The 22,616-nt window shown below is 70.5% G+C and carries 25 protein-coding genes; 12 read left to right on the plus strand and 13 right to left on the minus strand.

What is annotated here, in order from left to right; all coding sequences use genetic code 11:
- Positions 1-57 precede the first annotated feature (57 nt).
- The 8 genes from ACYQ0J_RS02230 (at position 58) to ACYQ0J_RS02265 (ending at position 7,522) form a co-directional block, all read left to right on the plus strand.
- A complete protein-coding gene (locus ACYQ0J_RS02230) occupies positions 58-663 on the plus strand; it encodes a biotin transporter BioY (protein WP_460170565.1) in 606 nt (201 codons plus the stop codon).
- Positions 664-1,374, plus strand: coding sequence for a carbon-nitrogen hydrolase family protein (locus ACYQ0J_RS02235; protein WP_460170566.1), 711 nt, complete (start codon positions 664-666; stop codon positions 1,372-1,374). It begins immediately after the preceding gene.
- Positions 1,371-1,805: an SsrA-binding protein SmpB gene (gene smpB / locus ACYQ0J_RS02240; RefSeq protein WP_460170687.1), complete on the plus strand. Its 435-nt coding sequence runs from the start codon at positions 1,371-1,373 to the stop codon at positions 1,803-1,805. Before ACYQ0J_RS02235 ends, smpB begins: the two co-directional genes overlap by 4 nt.
- The gene (locus tag ACYQ0J_RS02245; RefSeq protein WP_460170567.1) at positions 1,802-2,947 is read left to right on the plus strand and encodes an N-acetylmuramoyl-L-alanine amidase family protein; all 1,146 of its coding nucleotides are present in this window, start codon (positions 1,802-1,804) and stop codon (positions 2,945-2,947) included. Before smpB ends, ACYQ0J_RS02245 begins: the two co-directional genes overlap by 4 nt.
- 2 nt (positions 2,948-2,949) lie before the next feature.
- On the plus strand, positions 2,950-3,447 hold the full coding sequence (locus ACYQ0J_RS02250; RefSeq protein WP_460170568.1) for a GerMN domain-containing protein: 498 nt from the start codon (positions 2,950-2,952) through the stop codon (positions 3,445-3,447).
- Positions 3,444-6,479 carry an AAA family ATPase gene (locus ACYQ0J_RS02255; RefSeq protein ID WP_460170569.1) on the plus strand — a complete coding sequence of 1,012 codons (3,036 nt, stop codon included), beginning with the start codon at positions 3,444-3,446 and terminating at the stop codon, positions 6,477-6,479. Before ACYQ0J_RS02250 ends, ACYQ0J_RS02255 begins: the two co-directional genes overlap by 4 nt.
- Positions 6,469-6,795: a nucleoside triphosphate pyrophosphohydrolase family protein gene (locus ACYQ0J_RS02260; RefSeq protein WP_460170570.1), complete on the plus strand. Its 327-nt coding sequence runs from the start codon at positions 6,469-6,471 to the stop codon at positions 6,793-6,795. The genes ACYQ0J_RS02255 and ACYQ0J_RS02260 overlap by 11 nt, the downstream gene beginning before the upstream one ends.
- A 76-nt stretch (positions 6,796-6,871) precedes the next feature.
- Positions 6,872-7,522: a peroxiredoxin gene (locus ACYQ0J_RS02265; RefSeq protein WP_460170571.1), complete on the plus strand. Its 651-nt coding sequence runs from the start codon at positions 6,872-6,874 to the stop codon at positions 7,520-7,522.
- Between the two features lie 48 nt (positions 7,523-7,570).
- Here the strand turns inward: ACYQ0J_RS02265 and ACYQ0J_RS02270 are convergent, their stop codons facing one another.
- Both ACYQ0J_RS02270 and ACYQ0J_RS02275 read right to left on the minus strand, forming a co-directional pair.
- Entirely contained in the window at positions 7,571-7,819 is a 249-nt protein-coding gene (locus tag ACYQ0J_RS02270; protein WP_460170572.1) for a TFIIB-type zinc ribbon-containing protein, read from the minus strand.
- Positions 7,820-8,500, minus strand: a complete 681-nt coding sequence (locus ACYQ0J_RS02275; protein WP_460170573.1) for a zinc metallopeptidase — start codon at positions 8,498-8,500, stop codon at positions 7,820-7,822.
- Between the two features lie 254 nt (positions 8,501-8,754).
- On the opposite strand from ACYQ0J_RS02275, the gene ACYQ0J_RS02280 reads away from it, so the two are divergent.
- Positions 8,755-9,612 carry a sulfurtransferase gene (locus tag ACYQ0J_RS02280; RefSeq protein WP_460170574.1) on the plus strand — a complete coding sequence of 286 codons (858 nt, stop codon included), beginning with the start codon at positions 8,755-8,757 and terminating at the stop codon, positions 9,610-9,612.
- Between the two features lie 21 nt (positions 9,613-9,633).
- Here the strand turns inward: ACYQ0J_RS02280 and sdaAA are convergent, their stop codons facing one another.
- The gene (gene sdaAA, locus ACYQ0J_RS02285) at positions 9,634-10,506 is read right to left on the minus strand and encodes an L-serine ammonia-lyase, iron-sulfur-dependent, subunit alpha (RefSeq protein ID WP_460170575.1); all 873 of its coding nucleotides are present in this window, start codon (positions 10,504-10,506) and stop codon (positions 9,634-9,636) included.
- A gap of 46 nt (positions 10,507-10,552) precedes the next feature.
- Here sdaAA and ACYQ0J_RS02290 point away from each other — a divergent pair, with 46 nt between their 5' ends.
- The gene (locus ACYQ0J_RS02290) at positions 10,553-11,158 is read left to right on the plus strand and encodes a response regulator (RefSeq protein ID WP_460170576.1); all 606 of its coding nucleotides are present in this window, start codon (positions 10,553-10,555) and stop codon (positions 11,156-11,158) included.
- Positions 11,159-11,259: 101 nt separating this feature from the next.
- On the opposite strand, the gene rplS is transcribed toward ACYQ0J_RS02290, so the two are convergent.
- The 6 genes from rplS to ffh all read right to left on the minus strand — a co-directional run bounded on the left by rplS (position 11,260) and on the right by ffh (position 14,867).
- Complete coding sequence (rplS, locus tag ACYQ0J_RS02295; RefSeq protein ID WP_460170688.1) at positions 11,260-11,691, minus strand: 50S ribosomal protein L19; 432 nt, start codon at positions 11,689-11,691, stop codon at positions 11,260-11,262.
- Positions 11,692-11,747: 56 nt separating this feature from the next.
- Entirely contained in the window at positions 11,748-12,467 is a 720-nt protein-coding gene (trmD, locus tag ACYQ0J_RS02300) for a tRNA (guanosine(37)-N1)-methyltransferase TrmD (RefSeq protein ID WP_460170577.1), read from the minus strand.
- The gene (rimM, locus tag ACYQ0J_RS02305; protein WP_460170578.1) at positions 12,468-12,956 is read right to left on the minus strand and encodes a ribosome maturation factor RimM; all 489 of its coding nucleotides are present in this window, start codon (positions 12,954-12,956) and stop codon (positions 12,468-12,470) included.
- A 39-nt stretch (positions 12,957-12,995) separates the two neighbouring features.
- Positions 12,996-13,214, minus strand: a complete 219-nt coding sequence (locus tag ACYQ0J_RS02310) for a KH domain-containing protein (protein ID WP_460170579.1) — start codon at positions 13,212-13,214, stop codon at positions 12,996-12,998.
- An 86-nt stretch (positions 13,215-13,300) separates the two neighbouring features.
- Entirely contained in the window at positions 13,301-13,555 is a 255-nt protein-coding gene (gene rpsP, locus ACYQ0J_RS02315; RefSeq protein ID WP_460170580.1) for a 30S ribosomal protein S16, read from the minus strand.
- 7 nt (positions 13,556-13,562) lie between these two features.
- Positions 13,563-14,867, minus strand: coding sequence for a signal recognition particle protein (gene ffh / locus ACYQ0J_RS02320; RefSeq protein ID WP_460170689.1), 1,305 nt, complete (start codon positions 14,865-14,867; stop codon positions 13,563-13,565).
- 208 nt (positions 14,868-15,075) lie between these two features.
- On the opposite strand from ffh, the gene mgtE reads away from it, so the two are divergent.
- Positions 15,076-16,425 carry a magnesium transporter gene (mgtE, locus tag ACYQ0J_RS02325; protein ID WP_460170581.1) on the plus strand — a complete coding sequence of 450 codons (1,350 nt, stop codon included), beginning with the start codon at positions 15,076-15,078 and terminating at the stop codon, positions 16,423-16,425.
- 11 nt (positions 16,426-16,436) lie between these two features.
- On the plus strand, positions 16,437-17,702 hold the full coding sequence (locus ACYQ0J_RS02330; RefSeq protein WP_460170582.1) for an ADP-ribosylglycohydrolase family protein: 1,266 nt from the start codon (positions 16,437-16,439) through the stop codon (positions 17,700-17,702).
- Here the strand turns inward: ACYQ0J_RS02330 and queA are convergent.
- Genes queA through ACYQ0J_RS02350 form a run of 4 tightly spaced genes read right to left on the minus strand, consistent with a single transcriptional unit; the run spans position 17,669 to position 22,614 of the window.
- Positions 17,669-18,706, minus strand: coding sequence for a tRNA preQ1(34) S-adenosylmethionine ribosyltransferase-isomerase QueA (queA, locus tag ACYQ0J_RS02335; RefSeq protein WP_460170583.1), 1,038 nt, complete (start codon positions 18,704-18,706; stop codon positions 17,669-17,671). The genes ACYQ0J_RS02330 and queA overlap by 34 nt on opposite strands.
- Positions 18,703-19,239: a LabA-like NYN domain-containing protein gene (locus ACYQ0J_RS02340; RefSeq protein ID WP_460170584.1), complete on the minus strand. Its 537-nt coding sequence runs from the start codon at positions 19,237-19,239 to the stop codon at positions 18,703-18,705. The genes queA and ACYQ0J_RS02340 overlap by 4 nt, the downstream gene beginning before the upstream one ends.
- Before the next feature lie 37 nt (positions 19,240-19,276).
- A complete protein-coding gene (locus ACYQ0J_RS02345; protein ID WP_460170690.1) occupies positions 19,277-21,850 on the minus strand; it encodes a phosphoenolpyruvate carboxylase in 2,574 nt (857 codons plus the stop codon).
- A gap of 5 nt (positions 21,851-21,855) precedes the next feature.
- The gene (locus tag ACYQ0J_RS02350; RefSeq protein ID WP_460170585.1) at positions 21,856-22,614 is read right to left on the minus strand and encodes a TIGR00282 family metallophosphoesterase; all 759 of its coding nucleotides are present in this window, start codon (positions 22,612-22,614) and stop codon (positions 21,856-21,858) included.
- Positions 22,615-22,616 lie beyond the last annotated feature (2 nt).

A 22,616-nucleotide genomic window follows, 5' to 3' on the forward strand; every position in this document is an offset into this window, starting at 1 on the left:
CAACCACCCTCGCCTATTTTGGTTGACAGCCGCCCGCAGGCGGCACGGGAGGTGCGGATGAAAACGGAAACCCTCGCCTATACCCCCTTGGCCAAGACCCTCTGGCCCCGGCGCTCCCTGGCCCGCGACCTGAGCCTCATCCTGGCGGGAAGCCTCTTCGTGGCCCTCACCGCCCAGATCGCCCTACCCCTTCCCTTCACCCCGGTCCCCATCACCGGGCAGACCCTGGGCCTCCTCCTGGTGGGGGCGGCTTTGGGAAGCCGCCTGGGCTTCCTGGCCCTCCTGGCCTACCTCCTGGAGGGGGCCATGGGCCTTCCCGTCTTCGCCGGGGGCACGGGGGGGGTCGCCAAGATCCTAGGCCCCACCGGGGGCTTCCTCCTGGCCTTCCCCCTGGCGGCGGGCCTGGTGGGGCTTTTGGTGGAGCGGTTCGGCCTGGACCGGCACTTCCTCGGCACCCTCCTCGCCATGCTCCTGGGGAACGCCCTCCTCTACCTGGTGGGGCTTCCTTGGCTGGCCGCCTGGCTCATGGGCGCGGGCAAGTTCGGGGGCGTTTCCGCCCTCTTGGCCATGGGGCTTTTCCCCTTCATCCCCGGCGACCTGGTGAAGGCGGTCCTGGCCGCCCTCCTCCTCCCCAGCGCCTGGCGCTTCCTGGGCCGGAGGTAGATGCGCCTCGCCCTGGCCCACCTGGGCAGGCGGGAAAGCCTGGAGGAGCTCCTTCGGGCCCTCGCCCCCTTGGCCCGGGCCGCCCGGGAGGAGGGGGCGGGGCTTCTCCTCCTGCCCGAGCTCACCCTGGGCAAACGCCCCTCTCCCGAACTCCCCGAGGCCCTGGGGGCCCTGGCCCAGGACACGGGGGTCCTCCTGGCGGTGGGCCACCTGGCGGAGGGGCCCAGGAACCGCCTCCAGGTCTTCCCCGGGGGGCCCCTTTACGACAAGGTCCACCTCTACCTCCCCGAGGAGGAGGAGGGGGACCAGGGCCTCCTCCCCGGGGAGGAGGCCGTGGCCTTCCTCTGGGAGGGGATCCGCTTCGGGCTTGCCCTCTGCTACGACCTGGACTTCCCCGAGCTCTTCCGGAGCCACGCCCTCATGGGGGCGGAGGCCTTCCTGGTGGGGGCGGCCTGGCCCGGGGCCTACGCCGAGCTCATGGAGGTCCTGGCCCGGGCCCGGGCGGCGGAGAACCAGGCCTACCTCTTCCTGGCAAGCCGCGCCGACACGGGAAGCCCCACCCTCTTCATCGGCCCCGACGGGAAGGTCTTGGGCCGCAGGGAGGAGGAGGGGCTCCTCCTGGCGGAACCGGACTGGGGGTTTCTCCGGGCCTACCGGAAGCGCTACCCGCTCTTGGCGCACCGCCGCCCCCAGGCCTATCGGTTAAGATAGGCTCCGTGCTGGAGAACCGCCGGGCGCGGCACGATTACGAGATCCTGGAAACCTACGAGGCGGGGATCGCGCTTCGGGGCACGGAGGTGAAGTCCCTGCGGGCGGGCAAGGTGGACTTCACGGGAAGCTTCGCCAAGTTTGAGGACGGCGAGCTCTACCTGGAAAACCTCTACATCGCCCCTTACGAAAAGGGGTCCTACAGCAACGTGGACCCCCGCAGAAAGCGCAAGCTCCTCCTCCACCGCCACGAGCTCAACCGGCTCCGGGGCAAGGTGGAGCAGCGGGGCCTCACCCTGGTGCCCCTCAAGATCTACTTCAACGAGCGCGGCTACGCCAAGGTGCTCCTGGGCCTAGCCCGGGGGAAGAAGGCCTACCAGAAGAAGGAAGACGACAAAAGGCAGGCGGTGCGCCGGGCCTTGGAGGAGCTATGAGGCTTTTGGCGGTGGCCCTCCTGCTCCTTCCCGCCCTGGCCCAGGCCCCCAAGCCCCTGAAGGTGGGGAGCGAGGTGGGCCAGGCCCTCTACCCTGGGGGCCGGGGCGTGGCCTACGGGGAGGCGCGCCTGGTGGCCCGGGGCCTGGGGCTCGCCCTGTGGCAGGGGGAGGGAAAGGTGGCCCTGGGGCTTGGGAGCCGCTACCGCTCCTTCCCCCTGGTGGAGGACGAGGCCCAGGCGGCGAGGGCGGGGGCCGCCTGGCAGCGGGGCCAGGAGGCCTGGGTTCCCTTGCGCCCCCTGGCCGAGGCCTTGGGCCTCACGTACCGGGCCCAGGAGGGCATCTTCCTGACCCTCCCCTGGGCCCGGCTCCTCGAGGCGGAGCGGGGGGCGGGGAGAATGGTGTTGCGCTTCTCCCGGGAGGTGAACGCCCTCCTCGAGGGCAACAGCGTCCTCTTCCTCCTGGCCCAGGGGGAGGGGGCGGGGCTCGCCCAGGAGGCCCTGGGGCTTCGCCTGGCCCTGGAGGCGCCCCCGAGCCGCCTCTACTACCCTGGGGGTGGCCGGGTGGCCTTGGAGTGGGGCCCCCTGCCCCGGCCCAGGCCCCTGGTCCTCCTGGACCCCGGCCACGGGGGCAGGGACCCCGGCATCGCCCAAGCCGGGCTTTTGGAGAAGGACCTCACCCTGGACCTGGCCCGGAAGGTGGCGGCCCGGGTTCCGGGAAGCCGCCTCACCCGGCAGGGCGACCAGGAGGTGCCCCTCGAGGCCCGCCTGCGCCAGGCGGAGACCGCCTCCGTGGTGGTCTCCCTCCACGTGACCCAAGGGAGCGCGGTGAACCTCTACCTGCTCCAGGCCCGCTCCGCGCCCCTCGGGCGAAACGCCGAGGCCCTCCTGCGCACGGCCCCCCCGGAGCAGGTGGCCCTGCTCAAGGCCCACGCGGGGGACCCCCGCCTCCTGGCCCAGGCCCTGGAAAGGGCCTTCTCCGCCCTCGGCATCGTGGTGGCCAAGGCCGAGGGCCCCTACGCCCTCACCGACGTCCCCGGGGCCGCGGTGTTGCTGGAGGTGGGGGTGGAGCGCCTCAAGACCCAGGCCTCCCGCGACCAGGTGGCCGAGGCCATCGCCCAGGCCATCCGCACCTACTTGGAGTAACCATGCGGCGCGTGCTGACCCTTTGGAACCTCCTCGGCCTCTTCCTCTTCCTCCTGGGGGCCCTGGCCTTTTGGCAAGGCCAAGGGCACCAGGCCGCCGGGGCCCTCCCCCTGCCCTCAGGAGAGCCCGCAGCCCCCAACCAGCTGGCCCTGACCCTCTACCGGCCCAACCCGCCCCAGGGCTTCCTCAAGGAGGTCCGGAACCTGGAGCTGGCCCCCGGGGAAACCGCCGAGGCCAAGGCCCTGGACGTGTGGGCCGAGGCCCTGGGGGCCCCCGTGCCCAAAGCCCTCTTCCGCCAGGGCAAGCGCCTGGTGGTGGACCTCCCCGGCGACTTCGTCCAAGGGCTGGACGCCACCCAGGAGGTCTACCGCCTCTACAGCCTGGCCTACACCCTTCTCGCCACCTTCCCCGAGGGGGAGGAGGTCCTCTTCCTGGTGGAGGGCCAGCCCAGCCCGGGCCTGGCCCACCTGGACCTCCGCCAACCCATCCGCCTGCCATGAAGGACGGGCCCACCTGGCGCATCGACCGCCTGGTCCTCCAGGGGTTCAAGTCCTTCGCGGACCGCACCCTATTGGACTTCCCCGATCCCGTCACGGGCATCATCGGGCCCAATGGCTCCGGAAAGAGCAACCTGGTGGAGGCCCTGCGCTTCGTCACCGGGGCCCGGGCCCAGGAGCTAAGGGGACAGGAGCTCCAGAGCTTCCTCTTCCACGGGGCGGAGGGGCGCCCCTCCCAGGGGATGGCCGAGGTGCGCCTCGAGCTCTCCCGGGGCCGGGAGCGCTTGGTGGTGGAGCGCCGCATTGAAGGGGAGCGCTCCCTCTTCCAGGTGAACGGCCGCCCCTTGAGCGCCAAGGCCCTGGCCCTCCACCTGGCGGGCACGGGGCTCGGCCGGGGCGGGTACGCCATCGTGGGCCAGGGGGAGATTGGGGCCCTTTTGGAGGCCCCGGAGGAAACCCTCCTGGCCCACCTGGAGGAGGCCTCGGGGTTAAGGCCCGTGGCCGAGGCCGCCCGCGTGGCGGAGGCCCGCCTCAAGGAGGCCCACGCCCTCCTCGAGGCCAAGGAGAAGGAACTCCATACCCTCAAGGAAAGGCTTCACGCCCTGGAGGAGGAGGCGGGGCGGGCCGCCCGGGCCCGGGAGCTCGCCGCCTTGGCCGTGGACTTGCGGCGAAGCCTCCTCCTGGCCCGCAAGGAGGAGGCGGAGAAGGAGGCGGAAGGGGCCAGAAGCCGCCTGAAGGCCTTGGCCGAGGAGGAGGAAAGGCTTAAGGCGGAGCGCCAGGCCCTGGAGGCCCGCCGGGAGGCCCTGGCGGGGGAGGAGGAGGCCCTTAGGGGGCGCCTGGAGGAGGTGCGCCTGGGCCTCCGGGAGAAGGAAGCCCTCCAGGCGGAGGCCCGGGAGCTCGCCCGGGTGCTCCGCACCCTGGACCGCCCACCCCCCGAGGACCCGGGCCCCCCACCCCCTCCGCCCCCCTTGGGCCGGGAGGAGGCCCGGCGCCGCCTCAAGGCCCTGCGGGAGGCGGAGGCCAGGCTGCTTGGGGAAAAGCGCCGCCTGGAGGAGGCTTACCGCCGCTACGAGCTGGAGGCGGCCCGCCACCAGGAGCGCCTGCGCGCCCACCAGGAGGCCCTGGCGGAGCGGGCCCGCCTCGAGGCGGAACTCGCGGCCAAGGAGGGGGCCCTTAAGGCCCTGGAGAAGGAGGTGGGGCGGCGGCAACCCCTGGAGGCGCGGCTTCGGGAAGCCCTGGCCCAGGCGGAGGCCCTGAGGCGGGAGGTGGCCCGGCTGCAAGACCTCCTGGCCTCGGGCGCCGACCTCCAGGAAGGCCCGAGGCGGGCCCGAAGCCTTCCCGGCATCCTGGGCGTGGTGGCCGATCTGGTCCGCCCCGAGCCCGGCCTGGAGCTGGCCCTGGAGGTGGCCTTGGGCCCCAGGCTCCAGTGGGTCCTGGCCCAGGACGAGGAGGCGGCCAAGGGGGCCATCGCCCACCTCAAGGCCCACGGGGGGCGGGCCACCTTCCTGCCCCTCACCCTCCTAGACCCCCCACCCCCGCCCCCGCCCCGCCGGGCCGAGGGGCTTTTGGGCCCGGCCTACCGACTGGCCCGGCTGCGGCTTTCGGGCCTCCCCGAGGAGGCCGTCCTCCGCACCCTCCTCGCCGACACCCTGGTCTTCCGGGACCTGGAGGCGGCCCTGGCCTACCGGAAGGCGGGGGGGTGGGAGCGCCTGGTGACCCTGGAGGGCGAGGTCCTGGAGCGGAGCGGGGCCCTCACGGGAGGGAGGGTGCGGGGGGGCGGGGAGGCTCTGCGCCTCCGCCTGCGGCTGGAGGAGGCCTCCCGGGAACTCGCCCGCCTGGAGGAGGAGGCGGGGTCCCTCCGGGAGGCCCTGGCCCCCCTCCCCGAGCCCCGGGCCCTGGAGGGCCTGCGGGTCCAGGTGGCCGCCCTAAGGGGCCGGCTCGCCACCCCGCCCCCCCCTCCTCCCAGGCCCCCAAGCCCCCCCGAGGCGCGCTGGGACGAGGGGCGCCTGGAGGCCCTCTGGCGGGAAAGGGCGGCCCTGGAGGAGGCCCTGGCCCAGGCGGAGGCCCACGAGCGCTGGCGCCTCCTCGCCCAGGCCCGGGAGGCCTGGGAAGCGGCCCAGGCGGAGGCCCGCCGGGTGCGGGAGCGCCTGGAAGGGCTGGAAGCCCGCCTGAAGGCCTTCGCCCCCCTGGAGGCGGAGGCAGGGGCCCTGGAGGAGGCCCTGGCCCAGGTGCGCCGGGAAAGGCGCCGCACGGAGGAGGCCCTGGCCCAGGCCCTGGCCCGCTGGAACGGCCTCCTGGCGGAACGGGAAGGCCTGGGCCTCACCCTGGCCCGAAGGGAGGCCCTGGCGGAGGAACTCGCCCGGGAGGTGGCCGCCCTCCCCCCTGGCCCCCGCCACCCCGGCACCCCTAGGGCCCTGCAGGCCCGGCTCGCCCAGGTGGAGCGGGAACAGGCGGCCCTGGGCCCGCTGAACGCCCTGGCGGAACGGGAGCTGGAAACCCTTAGGCCCCTCCTGGAGGCCAAGGAGCGGGAGGTGGCCGAGGCCTCAGAGGCCCTCCTCCGCCTCGAGGCCGAGGTCAAGGGGGTGGAGCGGGAATACGGGGAGCGCCTGAGGGAAAGCTTTCTGCGCTTCCAGGAAGCTTTTCGGACCCATGCCCTGGCCCTCCTCGGGGCCAGGGCCGAGGCCCGGCGGGAAGGCCCTGGCCTGCGCCTCCTCCTGGTCCCCCCGGGCAAGCGCACCCAGGACCTGCGCCTCCTCTCCCTGGGGGAGAAGACCCTGGGGGCCTTGGCCTTCCTCTTCGCCCTGGGGGAGCTGCAAGGGGGCCTGCCCTTGGCGGTTTTGGACGAGGTGGATGCGGCCCTGGACGAGGCCAACCTCCTCCGCTTCACCCGCTTTTTGGCCTCGGGGCGGCAGTTCCTCCTGGTGACCCACCAGAAGCGCACCATGGAGGCCTGCCACGCCCTTTACGGCGTGACCGCGGAGGGAGGGGTGAGCCGGGTGTATTCCATCCGCAAGGAGGTGGCCCATGACCCTTGAGGAGTACCAGAGGGAAGCCCAGAAGACGGCCCTTTATCCCGAGGCCTACCGCCTCCTCTACCCCACCTTGGGCCTGGTGGGGGAGGCGGGGGAGCTGGCCAACAAGGTGAAGAAGGTGTTGCGGGATGAGGGCGGAAGCCTCACCCCCAAGGCCCGGGAGGCCCTCCTGGCCGAGCTTGGGGACGTGCTTTGGTACGTGGCCCAGGTGGCCACCGACCTGGGGGTGAGCCTCGAGGCCGTGGCCCAGGCCAACCTGGAAAAGCTCCGCTCCCGGTGGGAACGGGGGCAGATCGGCGGCTCGGGCGACTTTCGCTAACGAGAATCACTTGCACACTATACCCCGATGGGGTATAGTGGCCTTCGGCTGGCCCACCAGCCGAAGGAGGAAACCCATGGAGGAAACCTTCACCCTACCCCGTCTGAACGAGCCGGCCCCCGACTTCGTGGCCAAAACCACCGCGGGAGAGCTCCGCCTCTCCGACCTTAAGGGCAAGTGGGTGGTCCTCTTCAGCCACCCCGCGGACTTCACCCCGGTCTGCTCCACGGAGTTCCTGGCCTTCGCCCGGAGGCAGAAGGAGTTTGAGGAGCTGGGGGTACAGCTCGTGGGCCTCTCCATTGACTCCATCCACGCCCACCTGGCCTGGCTCAAGGACCTGGAGGAGATGTCGGGAATCACCATCGGCTTCCCGGTCATCGCCGACCTGGACATGAAGGTGTCCAAGCTTTACGGCATGATCCACCCCGCCGCCAGCGAAACGGCTGCGGTGCGGGCCGTGTTCATCATCGACGCCAACGGCATCCTCCGGGGCATGCTCTACTACCCCCTCACCACGGGCCGCAACATAGACGAGATCCTGCGCTTCATCCGCGCCCTTCAGTTCACGGACCGCACCGGCCTCAACACCCCCGCCGACTGGCAGCCCGGCGACCCCGGCATCGTCAAGCCCCCGGCCACCCTCTCCGAGCTGAAGGCCGACGAGGCCAAGAAGGGCGAGTACGCCGAGTACCGCCGCTGGTACCTGCGGCTTAAAAAGGCGGAGTAGAGCGGCTAAACCCCCGGGGCAAGCTCCCCGGGGGTTCCTTTCCAAGGCCTAGTCCAAGAGGTCAAAGAGGTCAAAAAATCCCCTTTTCTTCTTGTAGGGCTTACCCTCCTTGCGGTAGAAGCCCTCCAGCTCCTCCTCGTAGCGGCGCTCCACCTCCTTGGCCTCGGCAAGGAGCTTTTCCAGCTCCCCCTTGTCCAGCCACACCCCGCCGCACCGGGGGCAGACATCTATCAGGACGCCGCGCCGCTCCACCTCCCTCATGCCCACCTGGCAGTTGGGGCAGAGGAGCAGGGGCATCTACTCCTCCCGCCGGCCCATGAGCAGGCTGGCGTAGTAGAGGATGGTGGCCAAGGAGCTGGCCAAGGCGGCCACGTAGGTGAGGGCGGCCCAGGTGAGCACCTGGCGGGCAGGGCCCATCTCCCCCTGGCTCAGGAAGCCCATGCGCCGGAGGAACTCCAAGGCCCTGCGGGAAGCGTCGAACTCCACGGGCAGGGTGACGAGCTGGAAGAGGGCCACGGCCAGGTAGAGGTAGAGGCCCAGCTTGGCGAGGCCAAAGGCCCCCAGCATCAACCCCGCCAGGACCAGGATGGGCCCCAGGTTGCTCCCGAGGCTGGCCGCGGGCCAGAGGCTTGCCCGCACCCTCAGCCAGGCGTACCCGTGCGCATCCTGCACCGCGTGCCCCACCTCGTGGGCGGCCACCGCCAGGGCGGCCAGGCTCGGCGAGGCGTAGTTGGGCTCGGAGAGCCGCACCGCCTTGGCATGGGGGTCGTAGTGGTCCGTGAGGGCCCCGGGCACCGCTTCCACCCGCACGTGGCTTAACCCGTGGGCGTCCAGGATGGCCCGGGCCACCTGGGCCCCGGTGAGGCCCCGGCTGTTGGCCACCCGGCTGAAGCGGGCAAAGGTCGCCTGCAGACCACCTTGGATGAGCAGGCTGGCCACGAAGACCAACCCCATGAGTACCAGCGCCAGTACGTCCATCGCCACCTCCTTTGGGAGTAGCAAAAACCTCGAGGCCACCCGTACAGGTGGTCTCGCCATGCGCCTTTAGGCGCCCCAGCCGACCGGGGAAACCTCCCGTACTGACGGCCGGCTGGCCCCGTTTCGGGGCGGCTACTCCCCAGGGGTCTTTATACCAAAAACCACCCCCCGCCACAAGCCCTTCTGGGGCAAATGTGAGCCCCGCCATTGCCACCACCTTGCTCAGGGGTATAGTGCCCTGAGGAGGTGAGGCCATGGGCTACGCCCATCCCGAGGTCTTGGTGAGCACCGAATGGGTGGCGAACCACCTGGACGACCCCCAGGTGCGGATCCTGGAGGTGGACGAGGACATCCTCCTCTACGAGACCGGCCACATCCCGGGGGCGCAGAAGATAGACTGGCAACGGGACTTCTGGGACCCGGTGGTGCGGGACTTCGTGGACGAGGAGGGGTTTGCCGCCCTCATGGAGCGTTTGGGCATCTCCAACGACACCACCGTGGTCCTCTACGGGGACAAGAACAACTGGTGGGCGGCTTACGCCTTCTGGTTCTTCAAGTACAACGGCCACCCGGACGTGCGCCTCATGAACGGGGGAAGACAGAAGTGGTTGGAGGAGGGCCGCCCCCTCACCACGGAGGTGCCCAGCTACCCCCGGGGCCAGTACCAGGTGCCCTACCGGGACGAGTCCATCCGCGCGTACCGGGACGAGGTGTTAAAGCACATCCTCAAGGTAAAGGAGGGCAAGGGGGTGCTGGTGGACGTGCGGAGCCCGGAGGAGTACCGGGGCGAGCTCACCCACATGCCCAACTACCCCCAGGAGGGGGCCCTCCGCGCCGGCCACATCCCCGGGGCCAAGAACATCCCCTGGGCCAAGGCGGTGAACCCCGACGGCACCTTCAAGAGCGCCGAGGAACTTCGGGCCCTCTACGAACCCCTGGGGGTCACCCGGGAAAAGGACGTGGTGGTCTACTGCCGCATCGCCGAGCGCTCCAGCCACTCCTGGTTCGTGCTCAAGTACCTCCTGGGCTACCCCCGCGTGAAGAACTACGACGGCTCCTGGACGGAGTGGGGAAACCTGGTGGGGGTGCCCGTGGCCAAGGGCGAGGAGTAGCCTGGCCAAGGGTCTCGGGGCTCAGGAGGGGGTGTCCTCCGGCTTCCCCTCCTGGGCCCTGGCCGCAAGCCTCCGCCCCGTGGGGGTGTCTGCGAGCCCTCCCAGGCCCGTTTCCTTGAGTTCCAAGGGCAGCAAGCGCCCGATCCCCGCCATGGCCAGGATGACCTCGTCTGGGGGGATGACGCTCCGGATCCCGGCCAGGGCCATGGAGGCGGCGCTCACCGCGTGGACCGCATAAAAACCGTTCCGCATCACGCAGGGCACCTCCACGAACCCCCCCACGGGATCGCAGACCAAGCCCAGGGTGTTCTGCAGGGCCAGGGCGGCCGCGTGGGCGCAGGCCTCCGGGCTACCCCCGAGGAGCTCGGTCACCGCGGCCGCGGCCATGGCCGCGGAGGAGCCGATCTCCGCCTGGCACCCCCCGCTGGCCCCGGCGATGTAGATCTGCCGGCTGATGATCTTGGCCACCCCCGCCGCCAGCACCATGGGCAGGAGCAACTCCTCGTCGGGGATGCCCAGGTGGTCGGCCACCCCCAGGAGGGCTCCGGGCAGGGTGCCCGCGCTTCCCGCGGTGGGGGCGGCCACGATGCGCCCCATGCGGGCGTTCTCCTCGTTCACCGCCATGGCGTAGGCCTGGACCCGTTTGAGGAGGGGGTCCCGCAGGGGATCTGGGGCCTCCCAGAGGGTCTTGGCGTTCTTGCCCACCAACCCGGCCACGCTGGGGGCATCCGAGGCCAGGCCCCGCCGGATGGAGTCCCGCATGACGAGAAGGCGCTCCCGAAGCTTTTCCAGGATTACCTCGGGGGCGAGGCCGGTCTCCTCCACCTCCTCCCGGAGCACGTGTTCCGAGGCCCGGCCGGAGAGCTGGGCCAGGCCGTTCAGGGTCAAGGACATGCCTCCAGTATAGGCCCCGCCTTGGCGCGGGTATGCTAGGGGGGAGATGGGGGCCGTGGAAAGCCTCCGGGTGCTCATCGCCGACGACCACCCCCTCTTCCGCCTGGGCCTGCGGGCGGGCCTCGAGGGCGAGGGGCTTCTGGTGGTGGGGGAGGCGGCCACGGGCCAGGAGGCCCTGGCCAAGACCCTGGCCCTAGCCCCCGAGGCCGTCCTCCTGGACCTTAAGATGCCCGGCATGGACGGCCTGGAGTGCACCCGGAGGCTCCGAGAGGCCCGCTACGGGGGGCTCATCGCCCTCCTCACCACCTACCAGGAGCCGGCCCTGGTGCGGGAGGCCTTCCTGGCCGGGGCAGACGCCTACTTCTCCAAGGAGCTCTCCGCCGCCGAGCTGAAAAGGCGCCTGCTGCGGGTGGCTCGAGGGGAAGAGCGCCTCCGCCCCCCGGACCTCCCCACCCTCACCCCCAGGGAAATGGAGGTGCTCGGGCTCTTAGCCCAGGGGCTTTCCGTGAAGGAAATGGCCAAGGCCCTCCGCCTTTCCCCGGACACGGTGAAGGACCACCTGGAAAGCATCTACGGAAAACTCCTGGCCAAGAACCGTGTGGAAGCCCTGGAGAGGGCCAGGGCCCTGGGGTTTCTCAAGGAAAAGAACTAGGGGGCGGCCTCACCCCCTGCGCCCTCCGCACTCCAGAAGCCCTTCGACCGGGGCCCCATGCTGGCCCAAGCCAGCATGGGGTGGTATGAGGTGGCCCCGGGCTATTCCTGGGGCGCTTCCCCTTCGGCGGCGGCCTCCTTGGCGGCCCTGGCCTGCTCCTGGTCCTGGCCGATGCGCTTGCGGTCGGCGCGAAGCTTGCGGCGGATCTCCCTTTCGGAAAGCTCCCGGATGAAGTAGAGCTTGGCCCGGCGGGCCCGTCCCCGCTGGACGATCTCCACCTTCTCAATCAAGGGGGAGTTGAGGGGGAAGATGCGCTCCACCCCCACCCCGTAGCTCACCTTGCGCACGGTGAAGCTGGTGTTGTAGCCGTTCCGCTTGACCTTGATGACGATCCCCTCAAAGTTCTGCACCCGGGTGCGGTTACCCTCCTTCACCCGGTAGGCCACCCGCACGGTGTCCCCCGGGCGGAACTCGGGCAGGTCGGTGCGGGTGTATCGGGACTCCACCACTTTTAAAAGCGCTCCTCGGTTCATCGCTCGCCTCCCGCCCCAGAGGAACCCTAAGGGGTTCATGGGCAACAGCCCTAAGTTTAGCCCTCCCGGTCCAGTTCTGCAAGCCAAAGGGCCTCGGCCGCCCCCAGCCTGGCCTGCCGCACGAGCTCCGGGCGCAGGGCCAGGGTGCGCCTCAGCGCCTCCTTCCGCCGCCACCTCTCCACCTCCTGGTGGTTTCCGGAGCGCAGGACCAGAGGGACAACGAGGCCTCGGAACTCCGGGGGACGGGTGTACTGGGGGTAGTCCAGGAGGCCGCGCACGAAGGAGTCCTGGCGGTGGCTTTCCGGATCGCCGATGACCCCGGGGATGAGGCGGGCCGTGGCCTCCAGGACCGCCAAGGCCGCCACCTCCCCCCCCATGAGCACGTAGTCCCCGATGGAGAGGGCGCGGGTCACGAAGGCCTCCACCCGGGCGTCAAACCCCTCGTACCGCCCGGAGAGGAGGACCAGGTGCTCCCGGGTGGCGAGCTCCTCGGCCACCCTCTGGGTGAAGGGCTCCCCCGCCGGGGAGAGGAGGATCACCTCGTCGGCGGGAAGGACGGACTCCACCGCCGCCACGGCCACGTCGGGCCGGATCACCATGCCCGCCCCACCCCCGTAAGGGGTGTCGTCCACGCTGCGGTGGCGGCCGAGTCCGAAGGCCCTTAGGTCCACCACCTCCACCTGAATCAGCCCCTCTGCCGCCGCCCGCTTCAGGAGGGACTCGGAGAGCCAAGGCCGGATAAGGCCGGGGAAGAGGGTCAGGATGGAGTAGCGCATCTAGTCAAAGAGCCCCGGGATGGGCTCCACGTGGATCCCATCCTCCGCCACCCGCACGTAGGGGGCCTGCAGGGGGACAAGGCGCTCCCGCTGATCGCGGAGCCTCTCCCCCACCCCCCGGATGACCAGCACGTCCTGGGCCCCGGCGTCCAGGATGTCCGCCACCTCCCCCACCTGCCGCCCTTCCACGTAAACGGGGAGGCCCATGAGGGCGAAGTAGTAGTACTGCCCCTCCTCCAAGGGAGGGAGGTCCGCCACCTCCGCGTACACCCGGAGCCCCACCAGGGCCTCGGCCAGCTCCCGGGTGCCGACCCCCGCCAGGTGGACCACCAGGTCCCCGCCCACCGGGTAGAGGTCCTCCACCGCCCGCCAGCCATGCCCTTCCACGTAGACCCGCTCCAGGTGAGCCACCACCGGCTCACCGCGGAACCTTAAGCCCCCCTGGAGGGCGTAGGGGGCACCGAACCGGCCGATCTCCACCAGGCGCATGCCTTTAGCCCAATACGCATTATGGCACAAGGGGGCGCTTCAGCGGACTTCTACCCCCACCTTGCGCTTGGCGTAGGCCCGCACCAGGGTGCGGATGGCCTCGATGACCCGGCCCTGCTTGCCGATCAGGCGGCCCTTGTCCTCGGGAGCCACCTCCACCACGTAGACCGGCCCCTCCCGGGTGCGCCGCTCCTGCACCCGGACCCGCTCCGGCTGGTCCACCACGTTTTTCGCCAGGTACTCCACCAGGTCCCTCATGGCCCCATGCTAACGGGAAAAGGCCGCACGGGAAACCCGTCCGGCGCTCGGGGGCCCCATGCTGGCCCAGGCCAGCATGGGGGGTGTCAGCCTTCCTGCCGGAAAACCCCCGCCTGGCGGAGGAGCCTCCGGGCGGTGTCCGTGGGCTTTGCCCCCACGGAGAGCCAGTACTTGGCCCGCTCCACGTCCACCTTGAGCCAGTCCGGGGTGGTCTTGCGGGGGTCGTAGTAACCGATCTTCTCTATATAGGCCCCATCCCGCTTCTTGCGGCTGTCGCTGACCACGATGCGGTAATGGGGGTTGTGCTTGGAGCCGAACCGGGAAAGCCTGATCTTGACCATTTTCCTCCTACCTCCTGAACATTCCCATGAGTCCCCGGCCACGCTTCTTTTCCAGGGACTTCATCAGGGCTTTGGTCTCCTCAAAGGCCTTGATGAAGCGGTTGATCTCCTGAACCGTGGTGCCGCTTCCCCTGGCGATGCGCTTGCGGCGGGAGCCGTTTAGGATACGGGGGTCCCTCCGCTCCTCGGGGGTCATGGAGAGGACGATGGCCTCGAGGCGCTTCAGGGCCCGGTCGTCCACCTGGACCCCCTGGGGCAAAAGCCGTCCCATCCCGGGGAGCATCCCCAGGACCTCCGAGAAGGAGCCCAGGCGCTTGAGGTTCTGCATCTGCCTGAGGAAGTCCTCCAGGGTGAGCTCCTTGGCGGACCTGGGCGCCTCCGCCTCTAACCCCGCCGCCTTGACCTTCTCGGCCAGGGTGGCCACGTCCCCCATGCCCAGGATGCGGCTCGCCAGGCGGTCCGGATAGAAGGGCTCGAGGCCCTCGGGGCGCTCGGAGACGCCGGCAAAGTAGATGGGCTTCCCGGTGACGTGCCGGGCGGAGAGGGCCGCCCCGCCCCGGGCGTCCCCGTCCAGCTTGGTGAGGACCAGGCCCGTGACCCCCACCCGCTCGTCGAAGGCCCGGGCCACGGAGAGGGCCTCCTGGCCGGTCATGGCGTCCAGCACCAGCAAGACCTCGTCCGGCTTCAGGGCCGCCTTCAGGCGGGCGAGCTCCTCCATGAGGGGCTCGTCGATCTGGAGGCGGCCTGCGGTATCCACCAGAATGAGGTCCCGCACCTCCGCCCTCGCCTTCTCCTCCACCCGGCGGCGGATGGACTCCGGGGGTTCCCCGTCCATCACCTCCAGCACGGGCACCCCCACCTTCTCCCCCAGAAGCCTAAGCTGCTCCCGGGCGGCGGGGCGCTGGGTGTCCGCGGCCACCAAGAGGGGCCGGCGCCCCTTCCCCTTGTAGTGGAGGGCAAGCTTGGCGGCGGTGGTGGTCTTGCCCGAGCCCTGGAGGCCCACCAGGAACCAGAGGTTCTTGTCCTTGAGGACGGGGTAGCGGGGCTCGGCGCCCAAGGCCTCCTTCAGGGCCTCGTAGACCGTGGCCAGGATCACCTCGGCGGGGGTCAGGGACTCCAGGACCTTCTGCCCCAAGGCCCGCTCCCGTACCCCTTCCACGAAGGCCCGGGCCACCTCCAGGTTCACGTCGGCGTCCATGAGGGCGCGGCGGATCTCCCGGAGGGTCGCCTTCAGGTCCTCCTCGCCGATCCGGCCCCGGCCCCTTAGCCGGTCTATGGCCTCCTGCAGTCGTGCCGCCAGCTGTCCGAACATGCGCCTCCCGGCCCCAAGGCCGGGCTCCAGGATAGGGCACACCCCTTGAGCGTGTCAACCTCAATTTTTCCGACATTTCTAGTGGGCGCGGTTGACGCTCCCGGCCCGGCCCCCTAGGCTAGAAGTGGTATGCCAGAGGCTCTGCCCTCGAGTCCTAGGCCCTGAAGGCCGCCCCCGGGCGGCCTTCGCTGAAGAAAGGAGGCCGCCTGTGGAGACGACCCTTTCCCCCCTTCGCCAAGCCCTGGAAGAGGGCGACACCCTGACCCTGCAGAAGCTCCTGGAAGACACCCATCCCCAGGACCTCTTGGCGCTTTGGGACGACCTCCGGGGGGAGCACCGCTACGTGGTCCTCACCCTCCTTCCCAAAGACCGCGCGGCCGAGGTCTTCTCCAACCTCCCACCGGAGGAGCAGGCGGAGTACCTGAAGACCCTCCCGCCCTGGCGGGTGCAGGAGCTTTTGGAGGAGCTCTCCCTGGACGACCTGGCGGACGCCCTCCAGGCGGTGGAGGAGGAGGACCCCGTGCTCGCCCACCGCCTCAAGGAAGCCCTGGACCCCAAGACCCGGGCCGAGGTGGAGGAGCTCACCCGCTACGAGGAGGACGAGGCGGGCGGCCTCATGACCCCGGAGTACGTGGCGGTGCGGGAGGGGATGACCGTGGAGGAGGTGATCCGCTTCCTGCGCCGGGCCGCCCCCGATGCCGAGACCATCTACTACATCTACGTGGTGGACGGGGAGGGCCGCCTGAAGGGGGTGCTCTCCTTACGGGACCTGATCGTGGCCGACCCCAGGACGCGGGTGGCGGAGATCATGAACCCCAAGGTGGTGTTCGTGCGCACGGACACCGACCAGGAAGAGGTGGCCCGCCTCATGGCCGACTACGACTTCACCGTGCTCCCCGTGGTGGACGAGGAGGGGCGGCTGGTGGGCATCGTCACGGTGGACGACGTCCTGGACGTGCTGGAGGAGGAGGCCACGGAGGACATCCACCGGCTGGCGGCGGTGGACGTCCCCGACCTGGTCTACAGCCAAGCCTCCCCGGTGCAGCTCTGGCTGGCCCGGGTGCGCTGGCTCGTGATCCTGATCTTCACGGGAATGGTTACCAGCACCATTCTCCAGGGCTTTGAGAGGGTCTTGGAGGCGGCCACCGCCCTGGCCTTCTACGTGCCCGTCCTCCTGGGCACCGGGGGCAACACCGGCAACCAGTCGGCCACCCTCATCATCCGGGCCCTGGCCACCCGGGACCTGGACCTGAGGGACTGGCGGCGGGTGGCCGCCAAGGAGAGCGCGGTGGGCCTCCTCCTGGGCCTCACCCTGGGCCTCCTCCTCCTGGGCAAGGTCTACTGGGACGGCCACCCCCTCCTCCTGCCCGTGGTGGGCCTCGCCCTCTTCCTCATCGTGCTCTTCGCCAACCTGGTGGGGGCCCTCCTGCCCTTCCTCCTGAGGCGGCTGGGGGTGGACCCGGCCCTCCTCTCCAACCCCCTGATCGCCACCCTCACCGACGTGACGGGCCTCCTCATCTACCTCTCCGTGGCCCAGGCCCTCCTGAGGCTGGTATGAGGCGGCTGAGCATGCGCGTGGAGTGGAGCAAGGATAGCCCCCTGCGCTACGCCTGGAAGGGGGGAAGGCTCCTCTTGGACCGGGTGGAAAGCCCGGCCCCGGTGAACTACGGCCTCATCCCGGGCCTCCTGAACCCCGCCGACGGGGAGGAGGTGGACGCCGTCTACCTGGGGCCTCCCCTTCCCCCGGGAGCGGGGGTGGAGGGCTTTTTGCTGGGCATGGTGGCCCTGGCGGACGGGGACCACAAGCTCCTCCTGGCCCGAAGCCCCCGGGGCCTGGACCCCCAGGAGGCCGCCCGCCTCCTCGCCTGGTTTCCCCCGGAACGCAGGCCCACCCTCTTGGGGCCTGAGGAGGCGGAGGCGTGGGTGAAGGGTCTAAAGGAGGAGCAGGACCGCTACCTGGGGGCCCTCCTGGGCCTGGCGGTGGGGGACGCCCTGGGGGCCCAGGTGGAGTTCCAGGCGAGGGGGACCTTCCCGGAGGTCAGGGAGATGCGGGGCGGAGGGCCCCACCGCCTGCCCCCTGGCTTCTGGACGGATGACACGAGCCAGGCCTTGTGCCTGGCGGAAAGCCTCTTGGAGAAGGGGTTCGACCCCAAGGACCAGATGGACCGTTACCTGCGCTGGTACCGGGAGGGGTACCGGAGCGCCACGGGGACCTGCTTTGACATAGGCCACGCCACCAGGAGGGCCCTGGAGCGGTATGCGACCACGGGCGAGCCCTACGCCGGGGACGAGGAGGGGGCGGGAAACGGCCCCCTCATGCGCCTCGCCCCCCTGGTCCTGGCCTACCGGAAAAGCCCAAGGCTCCGGGAGCTGGCCCGCCTCTCCGCCCGCACCACCCACGGGGCGAGGGAGGCCCTCGAGGCCACGGAGATCCTGGCCTGGCTCCTCCAGGGGGCCCTGGAAGGGGCCTCCAAGGCGGACCTCCTCGCCCTGGAGCCCTTCCGGGAAGCCGACCTCCATCCCGCCCTGAGGCGGGTGGTGGCAGGAGGGTTTTGGGAGGCGCCGGAGGAGGGGCCGGGCTACGCCCCGGGCACCCTGGCCGCGGCCCTTTGGGCCTTCGCCCGGGGGCGGGACTTTGAGGAAGGCATGGTCCTGGCCGTGAACCTGGGCGGGGACGCGGACACGGTGGGGGCGGTCTACGGCGAGCTCGCCGGAGCGTACTACGGCAAGGAGGCCATCCCCGAGAGGTGGCTTAAGGCCCTCCACCTGCGGGAGGAGATGGAGGCCCTGGCCCTCGCGCTCTACAGGATGAGCATGGCGTCCCCCAGGGAGTAGAAGCGGTAGCCCGCCCCCACCGCCAGGCGGTAGGCCTCAAGGGTGCGCTCTCTCCCCAAAAAGGCCGCCACCAGCATGAGGAGGGTGGAGCGGGGCAGATGGAAGTTGGTGAAGAGGGCGTCTATGGCCTTGAAGGTATAGGGGGGGCGGATGAAGAGCTGCGTCTCCCCCTCGCCCGCCACCACCCTGACCCCTTCCCGGTAGGCGCTCTCCAGGGCCCGGACCACCGTGGTGCCCACCGCCACCACCCGCCTCCCCTCCCGCTTGGCCCGGTTGACAGCCTCCGCCACCTCCTCGGGGATGGCGTAGGGCTCGGCGTGCATCTCGTGCTTCTCGGGATCCCCCTTCACCGGGCGGAAGGTGCCGGGACCCACGTGGAGGGTGAGGAAGCGAAGCTCCACCCCCATTTCACGAAGTCTTTCCAGAAGCTCAGGGGTGAAGTGGAGCCCGGCGGTGGGGGCGGCCACGGAGCCCGGCCGCCGGGCGTAGACCGTCTGGTAGCGCTCCATGGGGACCTTGGCCTTGATGTAGGGGGGGAGGGGCACCTCCCCCACCGCCTCCAGGTGGGCCAGGAGGTCCCCCCGGAAGCGGAGGAGGCGGACACCGTCCTCCTCCACCCCCACCACCTCCGCATCGAGGCCCGGGACCGGGGCCAGGTCCTTGGGGGAGAGGAGGAGAAGCCTCGTGCCAAGGGGAGCCTTCCGCGCGGGGCCCAGAAGGGCCTCCCAAAGCCCGGGGACCCTTTCCCGGACCAGGAGGACCTCCACCTTTCCCCCCGTGGGCTTCCTGGCGAGAAGCCTCGCCGGGATCACCTTGCTCTCGTTGAAGACCAGGACGTCCCCCGGGCGCAGGAACTCGGGGAGGTCCCGCACCCGCTTGTGGGCCACCCGGAAGGGGCCTTCCCGGTAGACCACCAGCATCCGGGCCATGTCCCGGGGCTCCACCCCCTCCTGGGCGATCTGCTCCGGGGGGAGGGGGTAGTCGTAAAGGGAAAGGTCCGTCATCCTTGGTTCTTGGGCTCCATGAAGGGGTTAGGGATCTCGGGGAGGTGGGTGAAGCGGTCCACCGCGTCGATGAGCCTCTGGGCCGTGGTCTCCCGGAAGGCGATCACCTCCACCCGGATACCCCGCTCCATGAGGACCTCGAGGATCTCCACGAAGTCCCCGTCCCCGCTCCCCAGGACCACCACGTCCAGGTGGGGCATGAGCCGCACCATGTCCGCGGCGATGCCCATGTCCCAGTTCCCCTCGTAGATGGGCCTGCCCCCCTCCCCCAGCTCCTTCACCGTGAGGTACATGCGCCGCACCTTGTAGCCGATGGTGGAGAGCTTGTAGATGAAGGGCCAGGCGGAGGTGTCCCCCTCCTTCTCCACCACGTAGGCGGTGGCCCGGACCAGGCGCCTTCCCCCCACGGCAAAGCGCAGGAGGCTCTCAAAGTTCACGTTACGCTCGTAGTAGTCCCGGGCCGAGTGGTAGAGGTTCTGGGTGTCCACGAAGACGCCCACCCGCTGCTCGGGGTGCTGGCCGAGGATCTCCATCGGCTCCCATCATACGGGGCCTGGGGGTGGGAGGCCCCTAGCCCGCGTTCCTGAGGCCCGCCGCCACCCCCAGGAGGGAGAGAAGGAGGGCCCGCCTCAGGGCCTCGTCCTCCCGGCCCCCCGGGGCGCGGTAGCGGCGCAAAAGCTCCACCTGCACGAAGTTGATGGGGTCCACGTAGGGGTTGCGCAGGGCGATCTGCCGCTCCAGGGTCTTCTGATTGTGGAGGAGGGGGGCCTGGAAGATGGCCTCCAGGAGGGAAAAGGCCTTCCCATACTCCTCGGCGATGCGGTGGAAAAGGGGGTGAAGCGCCTCGGGCACCAGGCGCAGGTAGAGCCTTGCCACCCCCAGGTCGGCCTTGGCCAAGGCCATGGCGGCGCTCTCCAGGGTGGAGGCGAAGAAGGGCCACTCCCGGTACATGGTCCGCAACAGGTCCAAAGGGAGGACCTCCAGGGCGGAAAGGCCGTACCATCCCGGCAGGAGGAGGCGCACCTGGGTCCAGGCCATGACCCAGGGGATGGCCCTGAGGTCCCGCACGTCCCGCACCCGGCCGTGGCGGTACACGGGGCGGCTGGCGATGGGGAGCTCCCCGATCTCCCGGATGGGGGTGAAGGCCTCGAAGAAGGGAAAGAAGCCCTCCTCGGCGAGGAGGGCCCGGTAGCGGGCCATGCTCTCCTCGGCCGCCTGGGCCAGGGCCTCCCGCCAGGGGGGCTTGGGCTCCACCCCCTCCCCCAGGGCCGCCTGGGCGAAGTGGAAGAGGAGTTGCTCCAGGTGGCGCACCGCCAGGTCCGGGTGGGCGTAGCGGTCCGCCAGGGCCTCCCCCTGCTCCGTGAGCCGCAGGCGGTGGCCCACGCTCCGGGGGGGGAGGCTCGCGATGGCCCGCCCCGCCGAACCCCCACCCCGGGCCGTGGAGGTGCCCCGCCCGTGGAAGAAGTGGACGGAAAGCCCCACCTCCCGCCCCACCTGGCTCAAGGCCTCCTGGGCCTGGTAGAGGGCCAGGTTGGCCATGAGAAAGCCCGCGTCCTTGTTGGAGTCGGAGTAGCCGATCATCACCTCCACCCCGCCCCGCCCCCGGGCGTGGGCCAGGAAGACGGGGTTCTTGAGGAGGCGGCGGAGTACCTCCGGGGCCCGGCGCAGGTCCTCCAGGGTCTCAAAGAGGGGGACCACGTCAAAGGGCAGGGGCCGGCCCGGGCGGTAGAGGCCCACCTCCCGGGCCAGGAGGAAGACGGCGAGGAGGTCTGCGGGATGGTGGGTCATGGAGACCACGTGGGCCCCCTTGTCCTGCCAGGCCCCGAGGGCCCCCAGGGCCCTCCGCAGGGCCTCCCCCTGGGGGGCCTCCCCCACGGGGAGGAGGGGGCGGGCGGTCTTTAGCTCCCGGGTGAGGAGGTCCTCCTGGGCCTCGGGGGAGAGGGCGAGCAAGTCGGGGTGGACCCCACCCCGGGCGAGGAGTTCCGCCGCCGCCTCTAGAAGCTTCCCTGACTCCTCCCTGAGGTCCAAGGGAGCGAGCTCCAGGCCGAAGGCCCATAGGCGGGCCTCCACGGGCCGGAGGAGGCTCGCCGCCACCGCCCCCAGGCCCACCGAGGCCAAACCCGCCTCCGCCACGCGGAAGGCGCGCAAGAGCTCCTCGGTGCTGGCCTCCCCCCCTTCCAGCCGGGCGTAGAGCCGGGCGAAGAAGCGGCGGTAGGGTTCGCCCGGAAAGCGCCCCACCCCCTCGCCCCCCTCCCGCACCTCCCGGGGCACGGGCACCTTGGCCTCGGAGAGGGAAAGGTCCCGCACCAGGTTCTCCAAGGCCTCCAAGAATTTCTCCCGCGCCACCTGGCGGGCGTAGCGGGCGGCGAAGGCGGTGACCTCGGGGGTGACGAAGGGGTTGCCGTCCCGGTCGCCGCCGATCCAGCTCCTGAAGCGTACCGGGCTCCGCAGGCGGGGGCGCTTGCCGTAGACCCTCTCCAGGGCGGCCTCGAGGCCCGCCACCACCTTGGGAATGGCCTGCCACAAGGAGGTGGGCAGGTAATAGAGCCCCCCCTTGATCTCGTCCTCCACGCTGGGGCGCGCCTTGCGCACCTCCTCGGTGGCGTAAAGGAGCGCCACCCTGGCCGCCAAAGGGCCGCGGTCTTCCGCCTCCAACTCCTCCTGAAGCCTCTCCAAGTGGTGCCTGAGGGTGCGGCGGCGGGTCTCCGTGGGGTGGGCGGTGAAGGTGAGGAGGAGCTCCAGGCGGTTGAGGTGGGCCTCGGCCTCCTCCAGGGAGAGCCCCCGCTCCTTTAGGGCCTTGGCCAGGGCCAGGAAGCCCTCGGGCCTGGGGTTTTCCAGGGTCTCCGCCTTCGCCCGCAGGCGGTTCACCCGCACCCGGTGGCGTTCCTCCGCCAGGTTCACCAGGTGAAAGTAGTGGGTGAAGGCCCGCACCAAGGCCTCGGCCTCCTCCACGGACAACCCCTCCACCCGCCGCAGCAGGGCCTCCCCCGCCCCTTCCTCCCCCTGCCGCCGGGACTTGGCCAAAAGCCGGACCTCCTCCACCAGCCGGAAGAAGCGCTCCCCCGAGATGGCCTGGATGGCCTCCCCCAGGAGGCGGCCCAGGAGGTCCACCTCCGCGCGCAGCTGGTCAAAGGCCTGGTCCATCCCCCTCACGGCTCTTCCCAAACGTACGGGCTCAGGGACGCGGGCTTACCCCCCTCAAAGAAGAGCTCCGTGGCGTGGAAGCGGGCCTTGCCCTGGGCGGGCCGAAAGGGCTGGGGGCGCCCCGTGAGGAAGCGGGCCAGGAAGGTTTCCACCTCCCCCCCGATGATGGACTGGTAGGTGCCGGTCATGCCCACGTCCGTCTGGTAGAGGGTGCCCTTGGGGAAGCGGAGGGTGTCCAGGGTGGGCACGTGGGTGTGGGTGCCGAGGACGGCGGAGACCCGGCCGTCCAGGTAATGGGCCAGGGCCATCTTCTCGCTGCTGGCCTCGGCGTGCACCTCCACCAGGATGTAATCCGCCTTCTCCTCCTCCAAGAGGCGGTCCAGGGCGCGGAAGGGGTCGTCCAGGGGGTCCATGAAGACGCGCCCCATCACCTGGACGAAGAGGAGGCTCTCGCCCCCTGCGCTAAGCCGCCACCACCCCCGCCCCGGGGTGCCGGGGGGATAGTTGAGGGGGCGCACCACCGGCTCCTTCTCCAAGAGCTCGTAGACCTCCTTGTGGTCCCAGGCATGGTTGCCCAAGGAGACGAGGTCTACCCCCGCTTCCCTCAGGAGGCGGTAGGCTCGCTTGTCCAGCCCCTTCCCCTTGGCGGCGTTCTCCCCGTTGGCGATGACCAGGTCGTAGCGGTCGCGGATGTCGGGCAGGTGCAGGCTTACCGCCCGGAGGCCGGGCTCGGCCATGACGTCCCCGATGAAAAGAACCCGCATGG

Source organism: Thermus sp. FJN-A, from assembly GCF_054655095.1.

What these genes read in the sequence shown, in the direction of transcription:
- ACYQ0J_RS02230 (WP_460170565.1), top strand. Translation starts at nt 58, where the DNA reads ATGAAAACGGAAACCCTCGCCTATACCCCCTTGGCCAAGACCCTCTGG.
- ACYQ0J_RS02235 (WP_460170566.1), top strand. Translation starts at nt 664, where the DNA reads ATGCGCCTCGCCCTGGCCCACCTGGGCAGGCGGGAAAGCCTGGAGGAG.
- ACYQ0J_RS02245 (WP_460170567.1), top strand. Translation starts at nt 1,802, where the DNA reads ATGAGGCTTTTGGCGGTGGCCCTCCTGCTCCTTCCCGCCCTGGCCCAG.
- ACYQ0J_RS02250 (WP_460170568.1), top strand. Translation starts at nt 2,950, where the DNA reads ATGCGGCGCGTGCTGACCCTTTGGAACCTCCTCGGCCTCTTCCTCTTC.
- ACYQ0J_RS02255 (WP_460170569.1), top strand. Translation starts at nt 3,444, where the DNA reads ATGAAGGACGGGCCCACCTGGCGCATCGACCGCCTGGTCCTCCAGGGG.
- ACYQ0J_RS02260 (WP_460170570.1), top strand. Translation starts at nt 6,469, where the DNA reads ATGACCCTTGAGGAGTACCAGAGGGAAGCCCAGAAGACGGCCCTTTAT.
- ACYQ0J_RS02265 (WP_460170571.1), top strand. Translation starts at nt 6,872, where the DNA reads ATGGAGGAAACCTTCACCCTACCCCGTCTGAACGAGCCGGCCCCCGAC.
- ACYQ0J_RS02270 (WP_460170572.1), bottom strand. Translation starts at nt 7,819, where the DNA reads ATGCCCCTGCTCCTCTGCCCCAACTGCCAGGTGGGCATGAGGGAGGTG.
- ACYQ0J_RS02275 (WP_460170573.1), bottom strand. Translation starts at nt 8,500, where the DNA reads ATGGACGTACTGGCGCTGGTACTCATGGGGTTGGTCTTCGTGGCCAGC.
- ACYQ0J_RS02280 (WP_460170574.1), top strand. Translation starts at nt 8,755, where the DNA reads ATGGGCTACGCCCATCCCGAGGTCTTGGTGAGCACCGAATGGGTGGCG.
- sdaAA (WP_460170575.1), bottom strand. Translation starts at nt 10,506, where the DNA reads ATGTCCTTGACCCTGAACGGCCTGGCCCAGCTCTCCGGCCGGGCCTCG.
- ACYQ0J_RS02290 (WP_460170576.1), top strand. Translation starts at nt 10,553, where the DNA reads ATGGGGGCCGTGGAAAGCCTCCGGGTGCTCATCGCCGACGACCACCCC.
- rplS (WP_460170688.1), bottom strand. Translation starts at nt 11,691, where the DNA reads ATGAACCGAGGAGCGCTTTTAAAAGTGGTGGAGTCCCGATACACCCGC.
- trmD (WP_460170577.1), bottom strand. Translation starts at nt 12,467, where the DNA reads ATGCGCTACTCCATCCTGACCCTCTTCCCCGGCCTTATCCGGCCTTGG.
- rimM (WP_460170578.1), bottom strand. Translation starts at nt 12,956, where the DNA reads ATGCGCCTGGTGGAGATCGGCCGGTTCGGTGCCCCCTACGCCCTCCAG.
- ACYQ0J_RS02310 (WP_460170579.1), bottom strand. Translation starts at nt 13,214, where the DNA reads ATGAGGGACCTGGTGGAGTACCTGGCGAAAAACGTGGTGGACCAGCCG.
- rpsP (WP_460170580.1), bottom strand. Translation starts at nt 13,555, where the DNA reads ATGGTCAAGATCAGGCTTTCCCGGTTCGGCTCCAAGCACAACCCCCAT.
- ffh (WP_460170689.1), bottom strand. Translation starts at nt 14,867, where the DNA reads ATGTTCGGACAGCTGGCGGCACGACTGCAGGAGGCCATAGACCGGCTA.
- ACYQ0J_RS02330 (WP_460170582.1), top strand. Translation starts at nt 16,437, where the DNA reads ATGCGCGTGGAGTGGAGCAAGGATAGCCCCCTGCGCTACGCCTGGAAG.
- queA (WP_460170583.1), bottom strand. Translation starts at nt 18,706, where the DNA reads ATGACGGACCTTTCCCTTTACGACTACCCCCTCCCCCCGGAGCAGATC.
- ACYQ0J_RS02340 (WP_460170584.1), bottom strand. Translation starts at nt 19,239, where the DNA reads ATGGAGATCCTCGGCCAGCACCCCGAGCAGCGGGTGGGCGTCTTCGTG.
- ACYQ0J_RS02345 (WP_460170690.1), bottom strand. Translation starts at nt 21,850, where the DNA reads ATGGACCAGGCCTTTGACCAGCTGCGCGCGGAGGTGGACCTCCTGGGC.
- ACYQ0J_RS02350 (WP_460170585.1), bottom strand. Translation starts at nt 22,614, where the DNA reads ATGCGGGTTCTTTTCATCGGGGACGTCATGGCCGAGCCCGGCCTCCGG.